The sequence below is a fragment of the Paenochrobactrum glaciei genome (assembly GCF_039522165.1).
Taxonomy (GTDB): Bacteria; Pseudomonadota; Alphaproteobacteria; order Rhizobiales; family Rhizobiaceae; genus Paenochrobactrum; species Paenochrobactrum glaciei.
The window spans coordinates 1-25036 of sequence record NZ_BAAADE010000005.1 but is presented as its reverse complement, the minus strand read 5'-3'; the positions used below and the strand labels follow the sequence as shown (position 1 = coordinate 25036).

Genomic DNA, 25036 nt, shown 5'->3' with positions numbered 1-25036 from the left:
CGGATCAATGTTTTTTGGGGGTAGCATGAAATATATACCGTTTATTTTATTCACGGTAATGACCAATGCGGCTGCGCAATTGCTGCTCAAATACGGCATGATTTCGCTTGGTTCTATCAGTTTTTCGGCCGAAACACTCATTCAACGCATTTTTCAGATCGTCTTCAATCCATGGGTTTTTGCAGGTCTTGTAACCTTTGTCATTTCCATGGCTTCACATCTTTATGTGCTTTCAAAAGTTGATCTTTCCTTTGCCTATCCGTTCTTGAGCCTCGCTTATGTGATGGTCGCATTGCTAGCATGGTGGCTATTCAACGAAGACTTAGGCACTTTAAAAATTGCCGGTATTATTTTCATCTGCATCGGCACCATTTTGATCGCACAAAGCGGTAGTGGTAATAGCCAGCAATCAGCATCCACATCGCAAACTTCTACAAAGGTAACGAGCGGAGTTTAAAATGAGACATATAATCTTTGGCGGCGACGGGTTCGTCGGTCGTTATCTTGCACCGCTTTTACTCGCCGACGGACATGAGGTCATTGTCGCGGATATCGTAAAAAGCGATCTAGCGCATTATGATAAAGCGCAGTTCATTCATACGGATGTAACCGAGCCGGAAGCGATTGCACGGCTGAATATCCAGCCGGACGACATGGTTTATAACTTGTCAGCCAAAATGCTCTCGCCGCTGCAAGTTCGTGCCAAACGTCATGATTTCTTCTTTCCGGTCAATTATTACGGCACAGAAAACATCATTAAAGCTATGGCTGCGGCTGGCGCCACCCGTTTGGTACATTTCACCACAGACATGGTCTATGGCCACACTTATTCCTGGCCGCAAACAGAGGAGCATCCTGTTGCGCCATTGGGCGAATATGGCTGGTCAAAACTTAAAACCGAAGAACTAGCGGCTGAATGGCGCACAAAGGGTATGAATATTACACTTTTCCGCCCTCGCCTCATTATCGGACCAGGCCGTCTGGGCATTCTTGAAAAGCTCTTCAAACTGATCGATTACAATCTTCCTGTGCCGATGATTGGTTCGGGCAAAAATCCTTATCAGTTTATTTCCGTGTTTGATTGTGCAAGCGCTGCTTACGCCGCGTATAAAGCCGGCGTGCCGAATGAAGTTTATAATTTAGGTTCGCTTAATCCGCCGCCTGTGCGCAAGCTGTTGGGGGATCTGGTCAAACATGCAGGCTCCAAATCCATATTGCTGCCAACACCGGCATGGGCTGTCAAACGCACCTTGGATTTCCTCGATTGGCTCAACAAACCTTTGATGGATCCGGAGCAATATCTCATCGCAGACGAAATGTGCGTGTTGGATGTTTCCAAAGGCGAACGCGAACTTGGCTGGGTGCCGCAATATCGTGACGAAGACATGCTGATCGCTGCTTATAGCGAATATCGCACCAAACTATCCGGCAAACTGCCTCATGATCAGGCGCCTTTAAAGGCTGCATAAGGATTTTTACCATGACGAATGATATCGCCGGATCGGCCAAGCCTAATTATACACCAAAGCCGGATTTGCTCAGTGTCGAGCAAGCCAAGGATATGGGCATTGCGCAGATGACAGAATTGTTCACTGCCCATCTCAATCCCGGCCAGCTCCATTTCATGAAGCTTCTGGGCTTCCATAAAATTAAAATCGAGCGCGCCGAAGGCATGTATTATTACGATCAGAACGGTCGTAAAATTCTCGACTTTTTCGGTGGTTTCGGTTCCTTGGCATTCGGCCACAACCACCCGCGCATTTTGCAAGCCCGCCGCCAGTTTCAGGAAGAACAGCGCCATGAAATCGCCATTGCTTTCATGTCGCAATATGCAACCGCTTTAGCCTATGACATCGCTGCCTGCTCGCCGGGCGACCTTGATATGGTTTTCTTAGGCTCATCGGGTTCCGAAGCCATGGAAGCGGCAATCAAAGTGGCTGAACGCGCAGCAGGCCCTGACCGGCCCAAAATTGTTTATGCGGAAAATTCTTTCCACGGCAAAACCAAAGGCGTTTTATCTGTCACAGATGGCGCGCTTTATCGTGGCGAGTTTGAACTGGTCGACAATACAGTCAAAATTCCTTTCGGTAATATTGAAGCCGTTGAAGAGCTTTTCAAATCTGATCCGAAAATCGGCGTCATTGTTTTGGAAACCGTACAAGGTGGCGGCGGCATCATTCAGGCTGAGCCTGAATATTGGCAGAAACTGCGTGCGCTTTGTGATCAATATGGCGTCATCTGGGTTGCCGATGAAGTGCAATGCGGCCTTGGTCGTACCGGCAAGTTTTACGCATTTGAACATTACGATGTCATACCGGATGTAACCGCGCTGGCAAAATCATTGGGCGGCGGTAAAACCGCCATGGCTGCCATGATCGCCCGCCGTGACATTTATATGAAAGCCTATGGCACGCCAAAAACAGCTATGATTCATGCCATGGCTACCTTTGGTGGTATTGGCGAAGCTTGCGTCACCTCCATTGAAGCGCTCAATATTCTTTATGATGAACACCTCATTGATAATGCTGCCGAAAGTGGTGATTATCTGCTGGAGAAATTGCGCGAACTGCAACAGCGCTACCCTGCTCTTTTAAAAGATGTGCGTGGTAAGGGCATGATGGTGGGACTGGAGTTCCATGACTTTTCCCAAACCATGCCGATGGTTTTGCGGCCATTGCTTTCCATGCTGGATGATAAGCTGAAAGGCTCGCTGCCGGGCTTTATTGGTGCGCATCTTTTACGCGATCACGGCGTCCTCGTAGCCTTCACCGAATATAACCGCAACGTCATTCGCTTGGAGCCACCGCTTATCTGCAAGCGCCAGCATGTTGACGAATTTATTACAGCTCTTGATGACGTGCTTGGACGCGGCATTGTGAAAATCGTCAAAGACTTCATCACTGCACAGATCAAATAAATTATATAAAAACAAAAAGCCGGTTAAAACCGGCTTTTTTTACAACTATTCAAACTTGGCACTATCCAATATTTTTGCGTGCAAATGTGTCGAATGTCTTCATGAACATTCCCATAAATTTGGCTGTATCAGCCACAAAACCTGCCTTAGTATCCAAGAGCTTATCCACCTGTGCCAGATAGGCTTCAGGCTGTTGCAAGGTTGGCATATCCAGAAAAACCAGTGACTGGCGCAGATGGTGATTGGCACCAAAGCCTGAAATATTGCCCGGTGAACTGCTGACAACAGCTGCTGGTTTGCCGCCCCAAACGCTTTTTCCATAAGGGCGCGAGCCAACATCCAACGCGTTTTTCAGTGCGGCCGGAACAGACCGGTTATATTCAGGCGTGACAAAAATCACTACATCAGCTTTGGCAATTTCAGCACGGAACCGCACCCATGGTTGCGGTGGTGTGTCGGTCTCCAGATCAGGATTATAAAATGGCAGATCACCGATCTCGACAATCGTTAAAGCCATATCATCAGGTGCAACAATTTTGAGGCCATTAGCAACCTGCGAACTAAAGGATTCTTTGCGCAGACTTCCGACCAGAACAGCGACATTCAATTTCGACATTCACACTCTCCTCTTTCACAGGAACAAGTTGTCATAGCATCACTTCACTTGAGACAAGCACATCATCATGCCATTGCTGATACATGCCTCAAAACTATTTTTTCAAAATTGCGATAATATCCTGATATCCACGCGCCTGAGCGTGCTGCAATGCAGTTACCCCATCCTTATCCGCAATCGAAATATCAGCGCCAGCATCAACCAGCAATTTGACAATCGCTGTGTGCTTGGCACCGCCATTGCCCAAGATCACCGCTTCCAGCAGCGCTGTCCAACCCAGATTATTGACGTGATCCACATCAACGCCTGCCTCAATCAAGGTTTTCACCGTCTCAACATGCCCGCGCTCTGCTGCCGGAATTAAAGCCGTGCCGCCATAGCGGTTCGTGCTTTTCAAATCAGCGCCATGAGCTAAGGTCATTTTCAAAATGTCCAAATGGCCGCGTGCTCCGGCATAAAGATAGGGGCTGTCGTGGATGTCATCTTTTACATTCACATCTGCACCGGCATCAATCAACAGCTTTGCTGCCTCCACATGATTGGCGTGTGTCGCTACCAACAATGCGGTTTGCCCTTGATTATTGCGGATATCAGGCTTCACGCCCGCCTTAAGCAATGTGCTGATTGTACTCAGATCATTATCGGCTGCGGCTTTTAAAAGTTTGGTATCATTAGATTGTGACATAGCCCCTCCGATTGTCAAAACGACGAAAGATAAAGCGATAAGAACCATCTTAAAACCGGATTTCAAATAAAACATATCTTAAAAGCCCTCATCAATTTTAAAACTTAATATATTCAATCTATAAGAGCTTAATTGTGACGGAAGCGCAAACAAACAGAGCCAGTCTTGATAATGAGACTTCTCGCCCCACACCAAAACATGGTAGGGCATGGCGCATGAGCGCTTTATCTATGCCAACCCCGACTTATCATCCGCCATTGGAGCCCTATCTCACGATCTTACATCAGGAGCGGGATTTTCTGGTGCTGGATAAACCAAGCGGACTTTTATCTGTGCCCGGCCGCCATCCGGCTTTGTCAGATAGTTTGGCAACGCGCGTGCAAAAACAATTCCCTGAAGCGCTGATGATTCACCGGCTGGATAAAGACACATCCGGCGTTGTGCTGATGTCTTTAAACCGTAAAGCGCATGCGCTGATTGCCAATCAATTTGCCGAGCGTTCCACCCAGAAATTCTATGTGGCGGAAGTTTGGGGCAACGTCAAAGAAGACAGTGGCCTTGTCGATCTGCCGCTCTGTATCGACCCTGACAATAAGCCTTGCCACCATGTGGATCACGCCAATGGCAAGCCTGCGCAATCACGCTGGCAGGTACTTTCCCGCGGCGCCGATACAACACGGTTGCAATTGTCACCGCTTACCGGCCGCACCCATCAATTACGCGTTCATATGAAAGCCATCGGCCATGTTATTTTGGGTGATGCGTTTTATGCGACCGGCGAAGCACTTACCCGCGCCGACCGCTTGATGCTGCATGCAGAAGAAATTACCTTTCAGCATCCCGATGGTGGCATGGTCACCTTCCGCGCGCCCTGCCCTTTTTAAAGATTTGCCCCATGTCGCAAGATACAGAAAATGATGATCTGATTGTAGATTTTGTCGGTGGCGCGGTCGGTCACCGCTTTCGCTCCAATGAAGGCCGTGGTCAGGCCTTGGCAAAGGCCGCAGGACTTTCCGGCAATATCACACCCTTTATTGTCGATGCGACAGCCGGTCTTGGGCGTGACGCCTTTTTGCTGGCATCACTGGGTGCACATGTCACGCTGATTGAACGCTCCGAAAAGATGCACAATCTCCTTGCCGAAGGCATGCAGCGTGCAGCCAATGAAGGTGGACGTCTGGCGGAAACCATTGCACGCATGACACTTATTCACGGAGATTCCAGCGAAGTGCTGCCTGATCTCAAACCCCAGGTGGTATTGGTTGATCCTATGCATCCGCCGCGCGGCAATACCGCATTGGTTAAAAAAGAAATGCGCCAGATCCGCGAGATTGTCGGCACTGATCCGGATGCCGAGAAACTGATGCAAGTCGCATTGGAATATGCACAAAACCGCGTGGTGCTGAAATGGCCGTTACGGGCTGCGCCAATGGAAAATATCCGTAAATTCTCGCATCAGATTTTAGGCAAAAGCACGCGCTATGACGTTTTTGTCAAAGCCAAACTTCTGCCGCCACAACAAGAAACAGAATAATACCATGACCATACGCCCGATTGTCCGCTTTCCGGATGCACGCCTGCAACAAAAAGCTGAAACCGTCACGCAATTTGATGAAGCTTTAAAAACGCTGTGCAATGATCTTTTGGAAACCATGCGCGCGGCACCCGGCATCGGCATCACCGCGCCACATATTGGTGTTTTAAGCCGCGTGGTCGTGTTGGAGCTTTCGCCTGAAACAGGGCCTAAATTTTATATCAATCCTGAAATCATTGAAGCCTCAGAAGAGATGATCCGCCATCAGGAAGGCAGCGTTTCCATGTCCGGCATGGTGGATGATGTGGAGCGTCACTCTAAAATTCGCCTGCGCTATCAAGACCTCAACGGCCAAGAACAGTTTGAAGAAACTGAAGGGCTGCACGCCGTTTGTCATCAGCATGAAGTGGATCAGCTCAACGGCATTTTTTGGTTGCAGCGCCTCTCCCGTCTCAAGCGTGATCGCCTGATCAAACGCTATTCAAAGCTGAACCGCTAAATTTTTTAAGGGCAGTTATACAACCTGCCCCGCGCACCAGCCTGATGACCATGCCCACTGGAAATTATAGCCGCCGAGCCAACCGGTGACGTCCACCACTTCGCCAATGAAATAAAGCCCGTTCACTGTCTTGCTTTCCATTGTCTTGGAATCAAGATCGCGGGTGTCCACACCACCAAGGGTGACTTCCGCAGTACGGTAACCTTCAGAGCCTGCTGGCTTAATGCGCCAGTCATTAATCGCTGCCTCAATACGCCGGAACTCCTTGTCCGGCATATCAGCCAGCTTGGCGAATTTTACCTGCGCTTCGGCAATTGTCTGTGCCAGTTTTTTCGGTAGATGCTGTGCAAGCGCTGTTTGCAATTCCTGACGGCCATTTTGCGTCCGCTGCTGTTTCAAAGCATCCAGCACATCCACATGCGGCAACATTGAAATTGCAATCTCGTCACCTTCACGCCAATAAGACGAAATCTGCAAAACAGACGGCCCGCTAATGCCGCGATGGGTGAAAAGCATAGCTTCTTCAAAACTGACCTTGCCACAGCTGATTTTCGCATCCAGCGCCACACCGGCAAGTGGTTTCAAGCGTTCCAACAAATGCGGTTCGAATGTCAAAGGCACTAAGCCCGGGCGCGTTTCCACCAAGCGCAAACCAAATTGGCGCGCCACATCATAACCGAAGCCGGTTGCGCCCATTTTGGGAATAGATTTACCGCCCGTTGCCACCACAACCGAGCGGCAATTGATCTGCACATCGTCAAACTTCACCAGAAAACCAGCATCGGTTTTCTCAATAACATCAACGCTTGTCGATAGTGCCAATTGCACTGAGAAGCGTTTCATCTCATCCAGCAGCATATCAATAATTTGTTGCGCTGAGCCATCACAGAAAAGCTGACCCAGCGTTTTTTCATGATAGGCAATCGCGTGACGATCCATCATCGCGATAAAATGGTTTTGCGTATAGCGGCTGAGAGCCGATTTACAAAAATGCGGATTTTGTGAAATGAAATTCTTCGGGCTTGCGTGCAGGTTGGTAAAGTTGCAACGACCACCGCCGGAGATACGGATTTTCTCGCCCGTGCGTTTGGCATGATCAATCACCAGCACCGAGCGTCCGCGTTTGCCCGCCTCAATAGCGCACATCATGCCAGCCGCACCAGCTCCGATAATCACAACATCAAACGAATTCACGTCACATCTTCTCCGACTTATTCAAGCTTAAGGCGCTATAGCATGTCTCTGCGACAAGAAAGTATTATTTGCTTTTTAAAGCCATTCTGCGGTTGAGCCAGCGTGGTTTCGACAAAGTTTTATGCCGCTCAAGCTCATGAGCTAGATAATTAAAAACATCTTGGCTCATGGACATCGCCTTTGGCGCACCTGCGACTTGGCTCACATGCATCAGCCATTGCTCTGACAAAGCCAATAATTCATCGTGCATATTTTTCATTTCCAGCAAAAAATGCACACGCTTTTTATCAAGACCAATCAATTGCACGCTGACATGGATCATATCGCCCTGATAGCATTCTTTAAAATAACCGATGCGGTTTTCGAGCGTATAAAATGTGGCCTTTTCCGCCTTTAAATAGGTTGCGCCCAAATGATGGTGCTCCAGATAGGCATTGCCTGCATCCGAGAAAACCAGCCCATAAGCATAGTCCGCCATATGGCCGTTATAATCGACCCATTCAGGCAGCACCGTCACATCCAGCGTAAATAACAAATTATGTCCGCGGATAATCCGCTCCCTATTTCTTCTTCTTTTCTCAATCTTTGTCTTGATGCACTTTTAGAACGGATTTTACAAACCGCATATAGTTTAAAATAAACGATTGCATTTTTTTGCAATCATTGTTACTTAATAAATATAAGACATTCAGGAGGTGCCCGATGGCGACGAATTCTCATATTCCGGAAGTGACAGGTTTTTACGATCCGCGTACCGGTTCGGTGCAATATGTTGTTGCCGATGTGGCAAGTAAAAAATGCGCCATCATTGATCCGGTTTATGATTATGATGAAAAGTCAGGCCAAACTGCCACCCATCATGCTGATGAGCTTTTGCAATTCATACGTAAAAATAATTATACAGTTGAATGGATACTCGACACTCATCCCCATGCCGATCACTTTTCCGCAGCACCCTACTTAAAAGAGAAAACTGGCGCACCAACAGCCATCGGTGAAAAAGTGCGCGAAGTGCAAGAACTCTGGAAAGGCTTTTATAACTGGCCGGACTTCCCTGCTGATGGTTCACAATGGGATCACCTGTTTAGCCATAGTGAAACATTTAAAATTGGTAACTTAGAAGCAAAGGTTATCCATTCTCCGGGGCATACACTCGCCTCCGTTACTTATCTGATCGGCGATGCCGCTTTCATTCACGACACATTATTCATGCCTGATAGCGGCACCGCACGCGCTGATTTCCCCGGTGGCAGTGCCAAAGCTCTCTGGCATTCTATTCAAACCATACTGGCCTTGCCAGATGAAACACGTCTTTTTACCGGTCATGATTATCAGGCTGGCGGACGAGAACCATTGTGGCAATCAACCGTCGCTGAACAAAAAGCCTGTAACATTCACATGGCGCACTATTTAAACGAAGCAGATTTCATTGAGGCCCGTGAAAAGCGCGACAAAACACTGCCAATGCCAAAACTGATTTTACATGCATTGCAGGTTAATACGAATGGTGGACGACTGCCGGAGCCAGAAGCTAACGGGGTGCGCTATCTCAAAATTCCGCTTGATCTTTTATCAGGCGCAGCATGGGGCAAATGATGCAAGACGATCTTTCCAAACAAGCCGCCTTTATGAAAGAAAATGTGGCCGAAGCTTCAGCCTTTCTCAAAAAGCTGTCCAATCCCGACCGGCTCATGGTCGCCTGTGCACTGGTTGATGGCGAGCGTTCGGTTCGCGAACTGGAAGATTTACTGGATATTCGCCAGCCTGGTCTTTCGCAACAATTGGCTGAACTACGCCAAGCGGGGCTTATAGAAGGGCGCAAAGAGGGCAAACAGGTTTTCTATCGCCTTGCTGATCCACGCATTGAGACCTTCATACAAACCATGCACGGCCTGTTTTGCAAAACTGGAGACACTCCATCATGACCGACTTTACTCCGCTTCAATCGCTTGGTGGGGGTATGCTGATTGGCTTAGCCGCCTGTCTGCTCATGTATTTTCATGGCCGCATTGCTGGTATCAGTGGTATTTTAGCCGGTATTCTGCCCCCATTGAGCTCTGATTGGGGCTGGCGTGCAGCCTTTCTTATTGGTGCAATCGCTGCTCCGGCTTTTCTATTTTATAGCTTCGGCTTTACACCAGCCTTTGAAAGCAATGCTCCTGTTTTTGCACTGATTGTCAGTGGACTGATGGTGGGCTTTGGCATCACAATTGGTTCGGGCTGCACATCTGGCCACGGTATTTGCGGCATCTCACGGCTCTCTGTTCGCTCCATTGCCGCAACAGTCACCTTCATGCTGACCACAACGATCACCGTCTTCATTATCCGTCATATCTTGGGAGGCTTTTAAATGGCGCGCATTTTATCAACTCTGATAATCGGCCTTATCTTCGGCAGTGGTATTGCTCTCTCAGGCATGATCAATCCGGCCAAAGTGCTTAACTTTTTTGACTTTACCGGCACATGGGATCCATCCCTTGCATTCGTCATGGGGGGCGCCTTGATTGTTACCTCAATCGGTTATTTCTTTATCCTGAAGCGTCCTGCACCTCTGCTTGATATAAGCTTTCATTTACCGTTAAAGCAGCAGATTGACCGTCCTCTGATCGTCGGCTCTGGTATTTTCGGCATTGGTTGGGGCATTGGTGGCTTTTGTCCTGGTGGCTCAATCCCGGCATTAGGGCTCATGCAAACAGATGTTTATATTTTGGTCGGTTCAATGCTCATGGGCATACTTATCGCCCGCATAATGCGTCGTAAAATGCAATGTCATTAGTCGGCCGTAAAGTTTGGTTTCACTCAACCAAACCATCACTATTCTAGGGTTGAAGTATAGAGCCTCCCCTAACGAAGCTATCCTTCCCACTTCCTTTCTTTAGGCGGTGTTAAAACACAAAAAAGCCCCGAGATTTTCCCGGGGCTTTTGTTTTGTTTTTATTTAGGTTTGTTTTGATAATTTTGAGCACAAAAAAAGCTCAAGTTTTTAACTTGAGCTTTTATTTTTGGTTGCGGGGGCAGGATTTGAACCTGCGGCCTTCAGGTTATGAGCTTTATTTAATATCTCTCCGGCTTATTCCGCGTCTTTCCGAATTATGCAGTATCTATTTGATCTAAGGGGATTTTTCGCTTATTTACGTTCCACATCATTCCACGTCATATCACTCGCGGTGGCGCACATGTGGCGCACGGTGGTGCACGAACAGGGGGAAAAAGGTGCCAAAGATTAAAATCACGAGGCAAGGAATTGCCGCCATTCCTGCAACCGAAAAGCGGGTGGTCTATTATGACACCGCTCTGACGGGCTTTGCCCTTCGCGTCGAACCGACAGGGCGAATGACCTATTTCATCGAGTACCGGCCCGGCGCAGGCGGCCGGGATGTTCTCAAACGGCGCTACAACATAGGCACAACGGCGGAAATGACGCCGGAAGCAGCACGCGAGGCTGCGAAAAACCTGCTCGCTGGCATCCGCCTCGGCGATGATCCTGCGGCAGCAAAGGCGAAAGGCCGGTCGGTTCCGACATTCTCGAAATTTGCCACCGGTCACCTTGACGCAATGGACGAGATCGCCACGGAGCATCCCGAACAGGCGGTATTGCGTCCAGGATCGATTAGAAACTATCGATCGCTGCTCAAGCGGCATGTCGGCCCAGCCATCGGCTCTCGACAGCTCGATTTGATCGCCCGTGACGAAATCAAACGGCTGCACACGAAGGTCGGCAAGGAAAGCCCCACGATTGCAAACCGCTGCCTTGAATTCGTCGGCTCGATCTACAAGGCGGCCGCAGATGCTGGTCACGTCCCCGAAGGGACGAACCCGGCTCGTGGCCTGAAAGCCTTCAAGGAGACCAAACGGGAGCGCTTCCTGTCGCCCGAAGAGCTTGCCCGGCTCGGCGAAGCGATCCGCGTAGCCGAAACGACCGGTATCCCCTACGAGCCTCCTGCCCGCGACGGCAAGAAACTCAAACACGTCCCGAAAAACGTCCCTCCCACCATCATCGATCAGCGTACCGCCGCCGCCTTCCGGCTCTTGATCTTCTCAGGCGCGCGCCTTCGGGAAATCCTTCACGCGAAGTGGGCCGACATCGACCTGCGGCGCGGATTGCTGACGGTCTTCGGCAAGACCGGCAAGCGGCATATCGTCCTTCCGGCCCCTGCCCTGGAAATCCTGTCTGGCTTGCCGAAGACGGACAGCCCCAACGTATTCCCGTCTTCCGATCCTGAAACCCCGAAAGCTGATCTAAACCGGCCGTGGCGGGGCATCCGTCGGATGGCCGGGCTCGTAGACGTGCGCATTCACGATCTGAGGCACAGCTACGCGTCCGTGGCGGTTTCGGGGGGATCGTCGCTCTATATCGTCGGCGCTTTGCTCGGCCATTCCAGCCCGGCGACGACACAGCGATATGCTCATTTGGCCGCCGATCCCGTCCGCGCCGCCGCCGAAGCGGCCGCCGGAACCATCGCAAGCGCGCTCGAAGGCAAGGCCGGGGAAATCATCCCCATGAAGCGGGAGGCGCGCTGATGCCACGGAAGGAAATTTCAGCCCGCCCAACACGGGGCGAACAATTGCCGGATATTCGGACATTTGTCAGAAACCTCCCGCGCGAAGATGCACCGGCAGGAGAATTCGCAGTTGATGCGATCCTCGCCGACATGGACAAGCGAGGATGGATAGACAAGTCGCGACCAGAAGTCGCTGACGGCGGGCTCATGACGCTTCGGGGAGAACTTATCAACGCGGCATGCGATGCGTTCACTTATGCCTCGTCTATCTATATGAACAAGGCCGACCGCCCCTTCCGAGACGGAAAGATACAGGCAGCCCGTAAGCTGCAAGACGCCCTGGCGAGCTTCCTTGCCGAAAACCGGGAAGACGCTCGCCTGATTGAAAACGTTCGTGCGACCAACCCTGATCTTGTCGACGCGCTGGACTTCACCGCGCTCAAGGACGCGGAAGCGCTGTTCAAGTCGATCGACAGCTATATCGAAGGCATCGAAGACAGGAACGTTTCCTCTGCGGGCGACACCGGCAACCACCTGAAAGCGGGCTTTGTGCAATCTATGCGCAAGGCATTTTTTGTTATAACCGGCTCTCCCACGATGCTGCGCGGGCAGAAGGAAGCGCTGATAGCACTGGCCACCGCCACTTGGTGCGACGCAAAATTGCCGGGGCATGACGATGACGCAGCCCTCTTAGAAGGGCGCATCAGGAAGTGGTTTTCCGAGAAATAGGAAAGTTGCCCCGCAAAGTCATGGGGGCAACTTGGTATAGAACAACAAACAATAATCACGCAATTCTCCGCACATACATCAACAATGCGGAGAATAACAAATGGCAAAGCCGAAAAACCTCGATCCCGATCACGTACAGAAGCTCGAAATGCTGACGAGCGACGAAGCAGCGGTCTATCTGCGCAGCTCGCCGTCCACCCTTGCCAAATATCGCTGCTACGGCGGCGGCCCTGAATTCATTCAGGTGAGTGCCCGCAAGGTTCTCTACGCCCGCACTGCGCTCGATGCGTGGCTCACAAATCGTTCCCGCACCAATACATGGAAGGGAGCCGCGTAATGGCGAAAATTGACCACGCAAAACGCTCGGCGCTTGAGCGCATGTCCCGATACGGGGTCGACAACATCGCCGACATGAGCCTGCCGCGCGGCCTGACGCCACCAAAGAAGCGCCAGTCAAAGGCCGATGCTCGGCAGGAGCTCGAAGCCCTCATGAGTGAATTCAAAAATGGAAAACCCGCCGCTCCTGCAAGAGCGACGGGCTCAATGCCAAACCACACGAATAGAAAGGCAGGCCGATAATGACAGCCATGCTGAAAAAAGTCCATCCGATCGCGCGTCGCGCATTCATTTTAACCGCGTGGCCACTTGTCGTGGCTAATGCCGTCGCGATCATTCTCCCGGCTTTAACGAGGTGACGACATGCCCGCCGCTCGTAAGTTCACGCTCGAAGAACTCCACGATCCGTGGATTATGTACTATGAATTGGGGGTGCCGCCGTCTGGCGGCCCCCTCCCTTTTCCGTCTGCTCGCAATCATCGCGAAGTTGATCGTGCTGCCCGTGCAATCATTGCCGGTCGCTCGCCCGGTGTTCAAGGATGGCTCAACAAACGTGTGACGCAGCTCGCCGCATGGCGTGTTGACAGGGAAGAAGCCCGTCGTGACGTGGACGATCTGAAAGCCGCCATCGAAGCCCGCATCATCCGCATTAAACTGATGGAGGGCCGCGATGAGAGCTGAGGCCATCAAGAAGGCTAAGGCCCGTATCAAAAAAGCGCTCGCGGATCGTGACGAGGCAGAAGTCAGGATTGATGACGCGAAGACAGCATATCGGGCGAAGCAGCAAGCACGCCTTCGCGTGAATGATGTTATGACGGTTGTCAATGTTCATTTTGCGGAAGCACCGGCGGCGGCAGAGGACGCGGCAGAGCCTTACGTTCGCTGCCTCCTGTCTGGCCTTTTGTGGGAGCAAAATGGTGATAGGCAATTTGCTTGCCAGTTCGTGTCCAACGTGTTTCCGGGCTTCCCTCATGCCAGATTGGCAGAGCTTGCGAGCAAGTCGCACGCTATGACAAGCCAAGACGTTGCCCGCACTCTCGGCGTCACACTTGAATTTCGTCAGCAATACGGTCTGGCTATGGTCGGGGCCTGCGATTTGACCGATGACGCGTATGACGCCTTTAAGAAAGCTGAAAGAAAACGCAGGCATGCGGAGCGCGCGCGCCAGAAGTGCGCCAACAATATCGACCAGAGGCGCGCAGCAGAGAAGGCAAAAAGGGACGCCATTGCGGCTTTTGCCGAAGCGAATGACAAGGCTGAAAAGACCATCCGCAATTGGCTAACGGCAGGGAAAATTAGCCTCGTTATCGATCGGGAAACTGGCATGAGCACTATAGTATATACTCCTGATCACGCGACTTTCCCGAAATCGGCTGTGGTCGGCGGCGGCCACATGGCCAGCCGCCAGACATCAACTGCTTTGATTATCGACTTCGATCCGGCTGGGCTCGACCGTGCTCTTGTCTTTACAGAGACAGAAAGACGGCGCGCTGCCATTGCGGCGCGCGCCTCCATTCTGCGTAGGGTGGCGGTAATGATAAGGGGAGCGGCATGATGCTCGAACCGTCTCTCGCAATGAAGATATCGAAAGCCATCCCGCGCCTCGCATCCGATATCGACGGGGAAGTTGTCGCGACGGCGAATGCAATTGTTCGCGTCCTCGGCTCTGCCGGTTTGAGTATCCACGATCTCGCGGCTGCTGTTTATAGCGATGAGGAAAGTCAGAAGCCGTCCGGTTCATTTGGCTTGACGGAACCCGCACCATATTTCGGGGAGCCAGTCTATGTGCCATCGCTCGGAATGTTCTGGATCGATAAGAATGGACGCCTTGGGGAGCGCGATGTCGTCAGGATGCACGACCTCGGCGGCGAATTGTATCTCGCTGTGCTTGATGGCGCCATGACGGTTATTCCGAAGACGGTCAAGCCGGAACGGATCGTCGATCGGTCGAAGATCGAGCAGATTATTTGGGGGAAGGCATGACAGGCAACCTGACCAGCCTTCCAACCGAAAAAGTGGCAGAGATTGCAAATGCCGCGCTTTCCGAGCTCGCTCGGCGGGCGGGCGTCACGACGCCGCCCCGCCAGCTCGACCTTATCCCACCACCCGCTCCGATCGATCCCGCTATGGTTGATCTTGAAGAAATCATGCCAAACGGAAAGCCTCGCTTCATGTTTGTGAAGGAAGCATCTAGCTATCTTCGGATATCTGAGGACGCGCTAATTGCCTGTGCGAAGAAAGATCACAGCGGCTTCCAGATCGGCGGCCGTGGCGGAAAGTGGGTGATCGACATGACCAAGAAAGCGGGACGGGGTTAACCCCCGACCCGCTGCTATCTAAAAGCGGAATTCAAGGTATTCGCGGCGCGATTTTACAGGGTCTTTCGCGGTATTGTTGCTCAACACTCGATGTTTCGAAGGAGCAACAAATGTCCGTATTTCATGATGACCACTTGACTTTTCTACCGAAAAAAGCACGCGCTAAGGCCGTAGCGCTTGACGAGCAGCGCAGTGCCGCAGCCGCAGCGATGAAGGCCGCAAACGCTGATTTAGAAGACGCCTACATGCGCCGCGACCGCGTCGAAGCCGCTGACCGCACTGCCGGTCAGACCGTTCGGCCCGGCGTTGAAAAGATGCCGCTCGATGACTTGAAAAGGCGCTTGGCGGAAAACGATGATGCGGTCACTCCGGCTGTTGCGAAGATCACAGTCGAGATCGAAGAGCGTATCAAGCCGCGCCTCGATCGGGCGTCCGAAGCATTTCAAGCAATTGCCGCCGTAGTCGATAACGCCGCCAGCTGGATCGGCGAAGCGAAGCGTGCCGGTGTCAAGCTTACTGATGCGCCGACGCCAGCAAAGCCGAAATCGGGGGAATTCCTCAAGGAAATCGACCGCGTTCGCAATGAAATCGACGAGATCGAGGATGCGCTCGACCGCGTTGAAGCCGCGCCGTGCACACTTGCAGAGGTTCGCTCGGCGATCATCGCGGAGATCGACGAAATCGCCGAGCGTGGTCGCCCGAACATCAGCTACACAAACCGAGCAGCGTCGCCGCTCAGGCTCGACACAGCCCTTGGTTTCGTCAACTCGCCACGTGGACCGCGCGTGGCCGAGACCATCGTTTGGGCAATGCAGGACATTATCAAGGAGCGGGCATTGAGCCTCGTTGGTGATATCGAGCCGGATGGAGCGCTGACCGAGGCCCAGCGCGATGCTGAAATCGACCGGCTGACCGCCGAGCTACTCGATGCAAATCGTCGTGAAGAGGCGGTCATTACCGCTGCCGCTGCGGTTGGTATGTCTGTTCCCCGTCGTCGCGATTGCGATCCGCGTGCTCTGCTGGAAATTGTCGAAACAACGCCGGGCTGGCGATCTCGTTTTGACGTCGGGCTCACCGACATTCTCGCCAATTGACCAACCGAAGCCGCGCTCTCATGCGCGGGTTATCCATTTAGGAGTTTAGAACATGAAAACACCTCCTGGGATCCAACGCTTTCAAGATGTGCTGCATTCTGGATATTTTGATTGCGACCCCGCGCTAGCGCAGCACCTGCTCAATACAACGGATCTCTCGGCCAACGCGATTATCAGTAAGCTCGCAGCTATTGCTCCAACTTTGCTAGCAGCTAAACAGCTGGCTCCTGACGAACCAGCCACGTCGGATCCGACTAATCAAGAAATGTCAGCATCTAATCGTGCCAAGGTAATTCGTGCGATGGCTCCTGATCTGCCGTTTCTTACAAGCGTCCTGATTTCTAGTAAGGCCTCACCAGCCGATGCCGCCAAGGCTATTGGCAGTTTCCGCGAAGCCGACAAGGCCGCACGCGAGAACATGGTTGCAGTGCCGGAAGGTGGTTGGGAGCCAAACGGTCAGCCAGTGGGAACCACGATCAGCGCGACCGGTGGCATGGGTTCATCAATTGGAACGGTTCACACCGGTGCAGACGGCGGCAAAGACACTGGCTGGGCGAAAGCTTTTGCCGAAGCCGAACGCAGCAAGAGCATCGTCATCCATGGGTAAGGAGCGGATTACATGGCGAAAACCTTAACTTCATCGCTCATTGTTCGCCTGATCGATCAGGTCAGCGCCCCGGCACGCAAAGTGTCGGACGCGCTCCTTGGCATCAACAAGGCGGCAACCGGCGGCGCCAGCGTCACTGCTCGTCTAGCCGCAGCTCAAGAGCGAAACAATAGTGCGATCGACGCTGCGCGCGGCCGTATGGTCGATGCAACCGCTGGATTTTTCGCATTCAAAGCTGCCGTTGGCGCCGTCCTTCGCCCGACGATCGAGCTGGAAGAAGCACTCGCCGACCTGCGCAAGGTAACCGGCGTTGATGACAGAGGCCTCAAAGGCTTCGAGCAGGCCGTCAAGCGCGTAAGCGCTGCAACCGGCCGGGCACAGTCCGAAGTGGCGGCGACTATGGCGGCGGCGGCGCAGGCAGGCGTCGGCAATGATGATCTTGAAGCCTATTCCGAAATGGTTTTGCAGACCGCTGTTGCATGGGACGTGGCGGGTGATGCCGCCGGTGAAGCACTGGCGAAGATGCAAACTGCAATGGGCTGGACGGTCGATCAGACCAAGCTTTTTGGCGATCAAATCAATACCCTTGCGGATACAACTGCATCCTCGGCGCCCGATCTTCTGGAATTTGCCCGGCGCACTCTCGCGTTCGGTAAGGCTGCCGGGCTCAGCGCGAAAGAAACACTCGCATTCGGTTCGGCCATGATCTCGGCAGGCACAACGCCTGACGTGGCCGCAACATCCTTCCTGAATTTCACTCGCGCACTGACCAAAGGGAAAAGCGCGACAAAGGCACAGCGGGCGGCGTTGGAAGAGCTAAACATCGACGCTGAGCAGCTCGCGAAGAATATGCAGAAAGATGCCTTTGGCGCCGGGCTTGACGTGCTGGAACGCATCCAGAAGGCACCCGCCCACGAGCGTGTTTCGCTGATGAACCGCATTTTTGGCGAGGAAGCACGCGGCCTCGGCCCGATCCTCAATGATCTTGAGCTTTTGCGTAAGAATTACGAGGCGATCCGCGATGATGCGCAGACCGCAGGCAGCGTGCAGCGCGAATTCGCCGTTAGATCGAAGACAACACAGAATGCCGTGAACCGCCTCTCCAATGCGATCGAGGGTATAGCTATCGCGCTCGGTCAAGCGCTTACCCCAGCACTTGCGGATGCGGCCGAAGCATTCGCCCCGATCGCTACGAAGATCGCCGATCTGGTCGGCAGATTTCCGCGCTTGACGCAGGCTGTTGTCGGCACGGTTGCCGGACTGACGGCGCTGCGCATCGGCCTGATCGGGTTGCAGTTCGTCGGGCTTAATCTACGCGGTGCGATGATCTCGGGCGCTCTTGGCGTCGCCCGGTTCGGCGGTGCTGCGGCAACAGCTGCAAGCAGCGCGGTCGGACTACAGCGAGCGCTTGGAGCAATGAGCGGGATCAAGCTCACAACCTTCCAGACAATCACGACCGGGCTGATGGGGATGGTGCGCGCTGTCCCCGGTGTCTCTCTAATAGGATCGGCGCTCTCGGCCGTAGGATCAGCGCTGGCGGCTGTCTCGGCCCCTGCATGGGGATTGATCGCTGTCGGTGTCGCTGCCGTCGCAGCGGCGGGGGCGACGCTTTACAAGTATTGGGATCGCATAACTTCCGTATTGTCGGGCGTTGCTCGCGCAATCGGAGAGGTTCTTTCCCCCGCGATTGAGGCCGCAAAGCCTCTATTTAGCTGGCTTTCCCCGATCGGCGACGCAATTGCTGCCGGTTGGGATAAGGCGACATCGGCACTCAAAGCGTTCGGCGAGTGGATCGGCAGTTTCTTCGGTCGAGAAGTTCTTTCAGAAGAGCAAAAGGCAGAATGGGAGCAGGCCGGTTACGACGCTGCGATGCGGATGATCACCGCGATCAAGGATGTGTTCGCCGGGTTGGTCGAGTGGGCGAAGGGTATCGGATCGCAGATCGGTGATGCTATCGCAGGGGCGGCTGTAGGAGCCGTGAATAAGGTAAAGGGATGGTTCGGCTATGGCGATAGTGGGGCGTCAGGTGGCGGCTCCGACATAGCAAGCCGGGCGGCAGCGAACAACGCGGGTAGTGCAGGCCTCACAATGCCGAGCGCACATCGTGCGAAAGGCGGGCCGGTCTGGCCGGGAGGTTCATTCCTTGTCGGCGAGAAAGGCCCTGAAATTTTCCAGCCAAGCACACAAGGTAGAATAGTTCCGAACGCAGGCGGGGGAAGCGGAGCATCGTTCAAGATCGGTGACATTCACGTTCATGGGATCACTGATCCGATGGCAGCTGCGAAGGCGATCAAGGCTGCCATCTTCAAAGAACTTGACCAATCCATGCGCGGCATCCATGCCGATCTGCCAGCGAGGTAATGACAATGGCGAGCGATTTACCGCAAACATTTGTCGATATAATAGCTGAGATTGGTGATCAGGGAGTGGATGCGGCCCTCGACAGTCCATGGGGTGAAAATGGACTTACCGACCTAGCGGGTATGATTGCAAGCTCACAACCCTGTGGTCTTGGCGGGGAGGCATTCATATACGGCTACGGCTATGGCAGGGGAGCGGTATCCGCCCTTCGCCTTGCGCGAGTTGTCCTGTCTGATCCCATTATCAAAGGCAGGGAAACGGAGGCAATCGGCCTGATTGAACGTGGGTTTAATCATTCCGAAATCCTCTCAGCGCTGCGGGCAGCCCAGCCCGCAAGCGATCACGCTTGTGATGCGGTGGTCGTTCCATTCCCATCAAGGCGCTGACGATGGGGTTCGTTCCCAAGGGGGCAAGCGGGGGTTGGAAATGGTTCATAGGTACCCTTATCAGCCCCATCCCCTAGGCGGGAGCGCTGCCCCCCGATATTTCGATGTTTCTCCATTTTCGGAAAACGCACTTGGGTTGTGTTTCATCGCCCCCTCCAAACCATTGAAACCACATAGGAACGGCCCCATTGATGCTCTTAATCACGATAAAATGCAGGGGATGCGGTGTCTTTTTCGAGCGGCAAGCGCTTCCCGGCCGGACGCCGCTGAAATGTCCGTCTTGTCGGGAAACGGAGGCAGCGGCAAAAGCCGACCGCCGTCCGGTCTGCCGCATCTGCGGGAAGCTGATGCCACATGAACGTAAAGCAGGAATGCCGCCCCGCTTCTGCGATAATTGCCGTCCGCTGAAAGCCCACAAGCATTTCGCATGTCAGCAATGCGGCAGCGATCTTCACCGTCGCCCCGGAGATAAAAAACGCTTCTGCACGCCATGCGCAGCGCAGCGGGAAAGGGATCGCCTTCACCGGAGGACTGTCGGCTGGCAACGCGAGAATTTAGGGTAAAACCGCTGCAAACCCGCCATTTCCTCCGTCGGCGGAGCATTGTTTTGCTGTAAACACGGGGATGAAACTGCTATTGATAAGCGATCCACACAATTCGGGAGTTGCCATGATCGCCGTCGCTGCCATTCCTGCCACGTCTGAACCTCTTTCCGCAGCCGACCCCGAAGTCCCAACGGTAGATCGCTGGCTTGACCGCCTTCGGCGCGACCCCACCATCTCAGCGACCCTGTTTCGTCTCGCCAGCGCTATCGCCGCCAAGGCGGACGGATTGACGTGCCAAGCAACTCGGGGGCAGCTTGCCGATGCCACGGCGCTCGACATAACCGCTATTCCGTATCACCTTCGCCGTCTGGCTGACCGGGGCTGTATTGCGGTGCATCACGGCGGGTCAAAGCGGGCTTCTTTAATTGCAATTTTGCCATGGCCGTGACGGTCAGCGTGACGCTTTCGCTGAAAAACCGCACATTCCGTTACATTCCGTTACATTCCGCATAACTTTTCCCTGTTACGCTTTCCCGGAGGCTGTTTTGAATCATATCGCCGCAGATTGTTAGACACCGCAGCTCGTTGCCAGATCACCACAGCACAGCTTTCGTTGATAATTCTCTAAATTCTTGCTTACAGGTCACACATCAGGCATAATGGCAATAGAAGCAGCCGTCCATGCGGGCTTCATTTCTAAAAAAGCTCGCCGAGTTGAAACGGCGGGCTTTTTCTTTTCCTCACAATGTTTTATACATATAGATACAATATTCCAAAGGTCAGTATGCTGAGAAGCAGAAAAAAGTTCTCAGCGCTGAACGCGGTATCTGGCGAGAAAGCAAAGGCGACGTGCTCGAAGCACGCGTCTACTTGCAGACTGTCACCAGCTAAAGTAGCCCGTCGATAGCTTCTTAAAATCGCCACTATCCACGCAGGACATACTCGTTTCGATATTAGCAATCAAATATTCAAGGCACTCGATTAGTCGCTCATTGATTACATTTTTCTTCACGATTTCCAATGCCACCTTCGCGTGCTTGCGGCAAAGTGCGGTGTGCAACTGGTTTTTAATTTCGTAGTGGCTAAGTGACGCCATTGCGTGAGGAGCGAATTTGTCGCCTGCCAGCTCCAGGATGCTGTCGTAATATTTCCTCCCGCCCGGCGAAACACCTTCGCAATAGCTTACGCCGCGACCTATGCGGCATATCAGAACGACTTTGAAGAGGCGCTGGGCCAGATTGTCGAAGATCGAATTCTGATCGGGCACATAGGAATAAAGTTGCGCTGCGATTGGCGGTTCATGGTGGAAGTTGTCCCATCCATTATGCTTGTCAAGAAGCTCCGTGATCAACTCATCGACAATGATGACCCGCTCACCAGGCGATCTGAATGCGTTTCCACCAACTATATCAAAAAACTGCTGACCAAGTGTATGCTTATCTTTGAATAAGTTGACGTTATAGCCTTCAAGCACGATCCCTAGCTTGTATTTGGCTTCGTCTGCACAAGCCGCCCAGAGTGCGGGTGCAATGAGCGAGATGTTTTTCCGCACAGTTGGGTCGGTTTCGACTGCGACATATATCCCGAAAACAGTCCGCATTAGGCTGCCACAAAGATGCGTCGGTAGCTCGGTTATTTTTCTTTCAATTGATTGTTTTGCAGTATTGTCGACAACGACCGTCGTTGTCTTCAGATTCTTGATAAAAGCCTGAACCTGAAGCGCGGCTTCGGTCGGATTGTCATTCAAAACGTCCTGAATGCAGTTTTGCAGATATCCAAGTAGCTCGTATGCATTGATAGTGTAGGTATTCGGATGTGAAATACCGATATCGTTGCGCATATCGAGAATATGTTTCAGCTTCTTATAGGTCGTGTCCGAAATCAGTTCGAGTTTTCGACTTGTGTCGAGCAAGACACTATCCTTGATAGAAGGAAGATCGTCTTCCGTAGAATAATGCTCGCGTGCCTTACTGCCACCCACGGCCGCATCGAAAAAGATATCAAGGCCATATACGACCGCTTTCTTCCGAAGATTGATCACCACCTCGTTCCAGACGGCATTAAGTGAGTAATCGAACAGTCCAAATCCTGCCCCCACCACAAATTTAGAAAGATAACGAGCGTCCTTCTTCACCTCAGCGGGGAGATCCCCAATCAATGTAAAGATGTTGTCGCCTATAATTTTTCTCTGACCTATATCAGCAATGATGTTTTCGAACGGTAGTCCCATTTCCTTCAGAAAATCGACAAGTATTTGAGCTTGGGGATCAATCAGTTCATTTGAACGTTTAATAACAATATCAGTCATTTTCATACCACTTACTCCTGATCGCCATATTCATCGGCCTTCAATCCTCACTACGAAAGATTGAAGAGTTGTCTATGTCTAACTTAAGAAAAGTAGACATTACATGGACACCGAATCTGTGTTGCTCTTTTTGATTGTGGGAATAACACACCACTTTCTAAAGGAAAATTCCATGCCAAAGAAACCCCATCCCGCCGATATTGCCGACCGTGCAAAGATAGCCACCGCCACGCACTTCAACGTGCACGTTCGGAATGGCTCTTTCGAAAAGATTAATCGCGAAGCCCCGACGCTTGCGAAAGCTGCCGAGATCGCGGCCCAGATCAGCGCCCAGAACGGCGGCAAGCCATGTCTCATTTACGGCATCACGCCCGCCAAGATGACCGTTCTCGTCCCGAAAGACATGATCGACGCTGCACGCAGTGGCACGACCCCTGCAAAACGCCAAGCCGAGAAGGCGAAGCGGAAGGCAAAAGCCGATGCCCCGAAGGGCGGCAAGCGCGCTGCGATCCTCGAAGCCGCGCAGAACGGCAAGATGCCCGCTGCACCTGATTTCTCGGCACCGACACATGCGCGCTTCCGTAAGAAGCTTGCCGAGATCGTCGCGATGGCGAAGGCGGGCGACATCAAGGGGCTCAAGGCGATGAAGATCAATCCAGTCAGCACCAGCCCGAAAGCAATGGCGCGATATCGTGATCTCTGCATCATCGCCCTCAATGCCCGCGCGGCCTATTAGCCGCACGTTCATGTGCCGGATGATTGTGCAAAAGCCCGGTGAGCATGCTTGCCACCGCTGCCCGAATTATCCATGCTTCCAGCATGAACGGATATAAATACGATCTTCGCGACTGCGATGTAACCGACAAGAAGTCTCTCCATTCATTCCGCCAAAAGCGGAAGCAATGGAGCAATTGGCTCGATGATGATGAAGAGCACGCGATCTGGAACGTCATCCATACGCTCGTTTGGCGAGACGTGACTTTTGCCACCATCAGCAAACTTGCCCTAGAAAACCCAGATGGGCCGCTACACACAACGATGCTTGGCGATACGCTCGTCAATGGTCATGTCACAATGCAAGCGATGGCCTTGCGGCGGCTCATAGACCGGCGAAGGGACGTGATTTCCCTACCTCGATTGATCACCGACATCAAGGCAAATTGGCACCTTCTAACCCGAGAGAACTTCGTTTGTTTTGACGGCCTGCCTTACGATTACGAGGCTGTGGCGGCGGAATGCTGGAAGGATAGAGAACCGGGCGTCGTATATTGGGGCGATACCACTGGACCGAAGGCTTACTCAACATCGGAGCGCATGCATCGTCACTTGGACCGACTTTTGGGAATTTCCGCCTCCATTCGTTCCCGAACTGACCGACTTCCGAAATCCCTAATCACCAGAGTTGAAGGCTGGCTACTCAACAGCGGAGCGACAGAGATCGCGGAATGGAGCCATGCCTATGTGGCGCACGCTGGAAACAGCCAAAGCCGTGGGGCCATTTCCCACATTCAGGTGACGAACAACAAGATCACGAACGCGATCCGAGAGGCTGCCCGTGTGGCGGAAGCCATATCTGGCGAAATTCTCTACATAGGAGGACGGGTAGGCTCCATGATGCCCGTCGCGCAATACGATGTTTTCGAACGCCTTGAGCGCCCCATCACTTCGCAGCCGGTTGGTGATGCTGCGGATACATGGGAAACGAAGTCGAGGGAATGGGACGGCGCTTTGGACGATGTCAGCGACGCTATTCTGAAAGGGTAGTGTCTGGCGTCGGAAAATTTCCAACTGGCATCCAATCATTTCCAAATTGTGTGAGAGCAATCTGTGTATATTTTGGGCGACCGTTCGCAACATGCAACGGAGAAACCCATGCAAAAGCATCCCCTCGACCTCAACCTCAACGGCTTCGATCCGATGCCCCGCCTTACCGAGATCGCCCCGACGATCCGGGCGGCGATCCTAATCGCCTGCCAAGGCGACCACGCAATCCGCTTGACTGCACGGCGGATGGAGCTGGACGAGCAGATCGGGATTGATCTGATTGACAGCCTTGCCGATGCGGAAAGTTACCTGCGGGCGCTCGCCCTTGTCGCCGAAAATGCCGAGCTGCAATTGCTAGCGGCTTTGTCAGACTGATGCGATTGGGCGATCAGCCTTCAACGGCCGATCGTCTTTTCCCCACTTATTTCACGGTGGCGCACAGGTGGCGCACGAAACTCAAAAGATGAAAGCCCAGCAATTTCTTGCCGGGCTTTCTATTTGATTTCATTAGATAATTTGGTTGCGGGGGCAGGATTTGAACCTGCGGCCTTCAGGTTATGAGCCTGACGAGCTACCGGGCTGCTCCACCCCGCGCTAAACTTTTGAGCTTTGGGCATTCAGCCCGTTTTTTGTTTTGTTCA

General features: G+C 52.7%; 32 protein-coding genes and 1 tRNA gene. 25 read left to right on the top strand and 8 right to left on the bottom strand.

Going from position 1 to position 25036, the window contains the following annotated elements:
- The first annotated feature begins 25 nt into the window (after positions 1-25).
- From ABDZ76_RS12545 to ABDZ76_RS12535, 3 genes are read left to right on the top strand one after another with little or no spacing between them, the layout of a single operon-like run.
- The gene (locus ABDZ76_RS12545; RefSeq protein WP_343806017.1) at positions 26-457 is read left to right on the top strand and encodes an EamA family transporter; all 432 of its coding nucleotides are present in this window, start codon (positions 26-28) and stop codon (positions 455-457) included.
- 1 nt (position 458) lies between these two features.
- Positions 459-1469 (top strand): NAD-dependent epimerase/dehydratase family protein, encoded by a 1011-nt coding sequence (locus ABDZ76_RS12540; RefSeq protein ID WP_343806015.1) that lies wholly within the window; start codon positions 459-461, stop codon positions 1467-1469.
- 11 nt (positions 1470-1480) lie between these two features.
- Positions 1481-2917, top strand: a complete 1437-nt coding sequence (locus ABDZ76_RS12535) for an aspartate aminotransferase family protein (protein WP_343806013.1) — start codon at positions 1481-1483, stop codon at positions 2915-2917.
- 61 nt (positions 2918-2978) lie between these two features.
- Here ABDZ76_RS12535 and ABDZ76_RS12530 read toward each other — a convergent pair whose 3' ends face one another.
- Positions 2979-3533 (bottom strand): NADPH-dependent FMN reductase, encoded by a 555-nt coding sequence (locus ABDZ76_RS12530; RefSeq protein ID WP_343806011.1) that lies wholly within the window; start codon positions 3531-3533, stop codon positions 2979-2981.
- 94 nt (positions 3534-3627) lie between these two features.
- Positions 3628-4218, bottom strand: coding sequence for an ankyrin repeat domain-containing protein (locus tag ABDZ76_RS12525; protein WP_343806009.1), 591 nt, complete (start codon positions 4216-4218; stop codon positions 3628-3630).
- A 215-nt stretch (positions 4219-4433) separates the two neighbouring features.
- Here ABDZ76_RS12525 and ABDZ76_RS12520 point away from each other — a divergent pair, with 215 nt between their 5' ends.
- From ABDZ76_RS12520 to ABDZ76_RS12510, 3 genes are read left to right on the top strand one after another with little or no spacing between them, the layout of a single operon-like run.
- The gene (locus ABDZ76_RS12520) at positions 4434-5102 is read left to right on the top strand and encodes a pseudouridine synthase (RefSeq protein WP_343806007.1); all 669 of its coding nucleotides are present in this window, start codon (positions 4434-4436) and stop codon (positions 5100-5102) included.
- Between the two features lie 11 nt (positions 5103-5113).
- A complete protein-coding gene (locus ABDZ76_RS12515) occupies positions 5114-5752 on the top strand; it encodes a class I SAM-dependent methyltransferase (protein ID WP_343806005.1) in 639 nt (212 codons plus the stop codon).
- A gap of 4 nt (positions 5753-5756) precedes the next feature.
- Positions 5757-6251 carry a peptide deformylase gene (locus ABDZ76_RS12510; RefSeq protein ID WP_343806003.1) on the top strand — a complete coding sequence of 165 codons (495 nt, stop codon included), beginning with the start codon at positions 5757-5759 and terminating at the stop codon, positions 6249-6251.
- A gap of 15 nt (positions 6252-6266) precedes the next feature.
- Here the strand turns inward: ABDZ76_RS12510 and ABDZ76_RS12505 are convergent, their stop codons facing one another.
- Positions 6267-7445, bottom strand: coding sequence for a BaiN/RdsA family NAD(P)/FAD-dependent oxidoreductase (locus tag ABDZ76_RS12505; protein WP_343806001.1), 1179 nt, complete (start codon positions 7443-7445; stop codon positions 6267-6269).
- 64 nt (positions 7446-7509) lie between these two features.
- Positions 7510-7980, bottom strand: coding sequence for a thioesterase family protein (locus ABDZ76_RS12500; protein WP_343805999.1), 471 nt, complete (start codon positions 7978-7980; stop codon positions 7510-7512).
- Between the two features lie 167 nt (positions 7981-8147).
- Between ABDZ76_RS12500 and ABDZ76_RS12495 the strand changes: the two genes are divergently transcribed.
- The 16 genes from ABDZ76_RS12495 to ABDZ76_RS12420 all read left to right on the top strand — a co-directional run bounded on the left by ABDZ76_RS12495 (position 8148) and on the right by ABDZ76_RS12420 (position 19778).
- A complete protein-coding gene (locus tag ABDZ76_RS12495) occupies positions 8148-9041 on the top strand; it encodes an MBL fold metallo-hydrolase (protein ID WP_343805997.1) in 894 nt (297 codons plus the stop codon).
- Positions 9041-9370: an ArsR/SmtB family transcription factor gene (locus ABDZ76_RS12490; RefSeq protein WP_343806260.1), complete on the top strand. Its 330-nt coding sequence runs from the start codon at positions 9041-9043 to the stop codon at positions 9368-9370. Before ABDZ76_RS12495 ends, ABDZ76_RS12490 begins: the two co-directional genes overlap by 1 nt.
- Positions 9367-9795, top strand: coding sequence for a YeeE/YedE family protein (locus tag ABDZ76_RS12485; RefSeq protein WP_343805995.1), 429 nt, complete (start codon positions 9367-9369; stop codon positions 9793-9795). The genes ABDZ76_RS12490 and ABDZ76_RS12485 overlap by 4 nt, the downstream gene beginning before the upstream one ends.
- The gene (locus ABDZ76_RS12480) at positions 9796-10221 is read left to right on the top strand and encodes a DUF6691 family protein (protein ID WP_343805993.1); all 426 of its coding nucleotides are present in this window, start codon (positions 9796-9798) and stop codon (positions 10219-10221) included.
- Between the two features lie 437 nt (positions 10222-10658).
- A complete protein-coding gene (locus ABDZ76_RS12475; RefSeq protein WP_343805991.1) occupies positions 10659-11966 on the top strand; it encodes a tyrosine-type recombinase/integrase in 1308 nt (435 codons plus the stop codon).
- Entirely contained in the window at positions 11966-12676 is a 711-nt protein-coding gene (locus ABDZ76_RS12470) for a hypothetical protein (protein ID WP_343805989.1), read from the top strand. The genes ABDZ76_RS12475 and ABDZ76_RS12470 overlap by 1 nt, the downstream gene beginning before the upstream one ends.
- Before the next feature lie 100 nt (positions 12677-12776).
- Positions 12777-13013 (top strand): helix-turn-helix transcriptional regulator, encoded by a 237-nt coding sequence (locus ABDZ76_RS12465; RefSeq protein WP_343805987.1) that lies wholly within the window; start codon positions 12777-12779, stop codon positions 13011-13013.
- Complete coding sequence (locus ABDZ76_RS12460; protein ID WP_343805985.1) at positions 13013-13255, top strand: hypothetical protein; 243 nt, start codon at positions 13013-13015, stop codon at positions 13253-13255. The genes ABDZ76_RS12465 and ABDZ76_RS12460 overlap by 1 nt, the downstream gene beginning before the upstream one ends.
- A gap of 120 nt (positions 13256-13375) precedes the next feature.
- A complete protein-coding gene (locus ABDZ76_RS12455; RefSeq protein WP_343805983.1) occupies positions 13376-13693 on the top strand; it encodes a hypothetical protein in 318 nt (105 codons plus the stop codon).
- The gene (locus ABDZ76_RS12450; RefSeq protein ID WP_343805981.1) at positions 13683-14567 is read left to right on the top strand and encodes a hypothetical protein; all 885 of its coding nucleotides are present in this window, start codon (positions 13683-13685) and stop codon (positions 14565-14567) included. Before ABDZ76_RS12455 ends, ABDZ76_RS12450 begins: the two co-directional genes overlap by 11 nt.
- On the top strand, positions 14564-14995 hold the full coding sequence (locus ABDZ76_RS12445; RefSeq protein WP_343805979.1) for a hypothetical protein: 432 nt from the start codon (positions 14564-14566) through the stop codon (positions 14993-14995). Before ABDZ76_RS12450 ends, ABDZ76_RS12445 begins: the two co-directional genes overlap by 4 nt.
- A complete protein-coding gene (locus ABDZ76_RS12440) occupies positions 14992-15330 on the top strand; it encodes a hypothetical protein (RefSeq protein WP_343805977.1) in 339 nt (112 codons plus the stop codon). The genes ABDZ76_RS12445 and ABDZ76_RS12440 overlap by 4 nt, the downstream gene beginning before the upstream one ends.
- Positions 15331-15440: 110 nt before the next feature.
- Positions 15441-16424 carry a hypothetical protein gene (locus ABDZ76_RS12435; RefSeq protein ID WP_343805975.1) on the top strand — a complete coding sequence of 328 codons (984 nt, stop codon included), beginning with the start codon at positions 15441-15443 and terminating at the stop codon, positions 16422-16424.
- A gap of 88 nt (positions 16425-16512) precedes the next feature.
- Positions 16513-17031 carry a hypothetical protein gene (locus ABDZ76_RS12430; RefSeq protein WP_343805973.1) on the top strand — a complete coding sequence of 173 codons (519 nt, stop codon included), beginning with the start codon at positions 16513-16515 and terminating at the stop codon, positions 17029-17031.
- Positions 17032-17043: 12 nt separating this feature from the next.
- Entirely contained in the window at positions 17044-19392 is a 2349-nt protein-coding gene (locus ABDZ76_RS12425; protein ID WP_343805971.1) for a phage tail tape measure protein, read from the top strand.
- 5 nt (positions 19393-19397) lie between these two features.
- Positions 19398-19778, top strand: a complete 381-nt coding sequence (locus ABDZ76_RS12420; protein WP_343805969.1) for a hypothetical protein — start codon at positions 19398-19400, stop codon at positions 19776-19778.
- 197 nt (positions 19779-19975) lie between these two features.
- On the opposite strand, the gene ABDZ76_RS12415 is transcribed toward ABDZ76_RS12420, so the two are convergent.
- The 3 genes from ABDZ76_RS12415 to ABDZ76_RS12405 form a co-directional block, all read right to left on the bottom strand.
- A complete protein-coding gene (locus tag ABDZ76_RS12415; protein ID WP_343805967.1) occupies positions 19976-20302 on the bottom strand; it encodes a hypothetical protein in 327 nt (108 codons plus the stop codon).
- Between the two features lie 365 nt (positions 20303-20667).
- Positions 20668-20805: a hypothetical protein gene (locus ABDZ76_RS12410; protein ID WP_343805965.1), complete on the bottom strand. Its 138-nt coding sequence runs from the start codon at positions 20803-20805 to the stop codon at positions 20668-20670.
- A 398-nt stretch (positions 20806-21203) separates the two neighbouring features.
- On the bottom strand, positions 21204-22637 hold the full coding sequence (locus tag ABDZ76_RS12405; protein ID WP_343805964.1) for a hypothetical protein: 1434 nt from the start codon (positions 22635-22637) through the stop codon (positions 21204-21206).
- Positions 22638-22803: 166 nt separating this feature from the next.
- On the opposite strand from ABDZ76_RS12405, the gene ABDZ76_RS12400 reads away from it, so the two are divergent.
- From ABDZ76_RS12400 to ABDZ76_RS12390, 3 genes are all read left to right on the top strand, one after another.
- Entirely contained in the window at positions 22804-23367 is a 564-nt protein-coding gene (locus ABDZ76_RS12400) for a hypothetical protein (protein ID WP_343805962.1), read from the top strand.
- 44 nt (positions 23368-23411) lie between these two features.
- Positions 23412-24395, top strand: coding sequence for a hypothetical protein (locus ABDZ76_RS12395; protein WP_343805960.1), 984 nt, complete (start codon positions 23412-23414; stop codon positions 24393-24395).
- 108 nt (positions 24396-24503) lie between these two features.
- On the top strand, positions 24504-24770 hold the full coding sequence (locus ABDZ76_RS12390) for a hypothetical protein (RefSeq protein ID WP_343805958.1): 267 nt from the start codon (positions 24504-24506) through the stop codon (positions 24768-24770).
- 142 nt (positions 24771-24912) lie between these two features.
- On the opposite strand, the gene ABDZ76_RS12385 is transcribed toward ABDZ76_RS12390, so the two are convergent.
- A tRNA-Met gene (locus tag ABDZ76_RS12385) sits at positions 24913-24989 on the bottom strand.
- Positions 24990-25036: the final 47 nt, after the last annotated feature.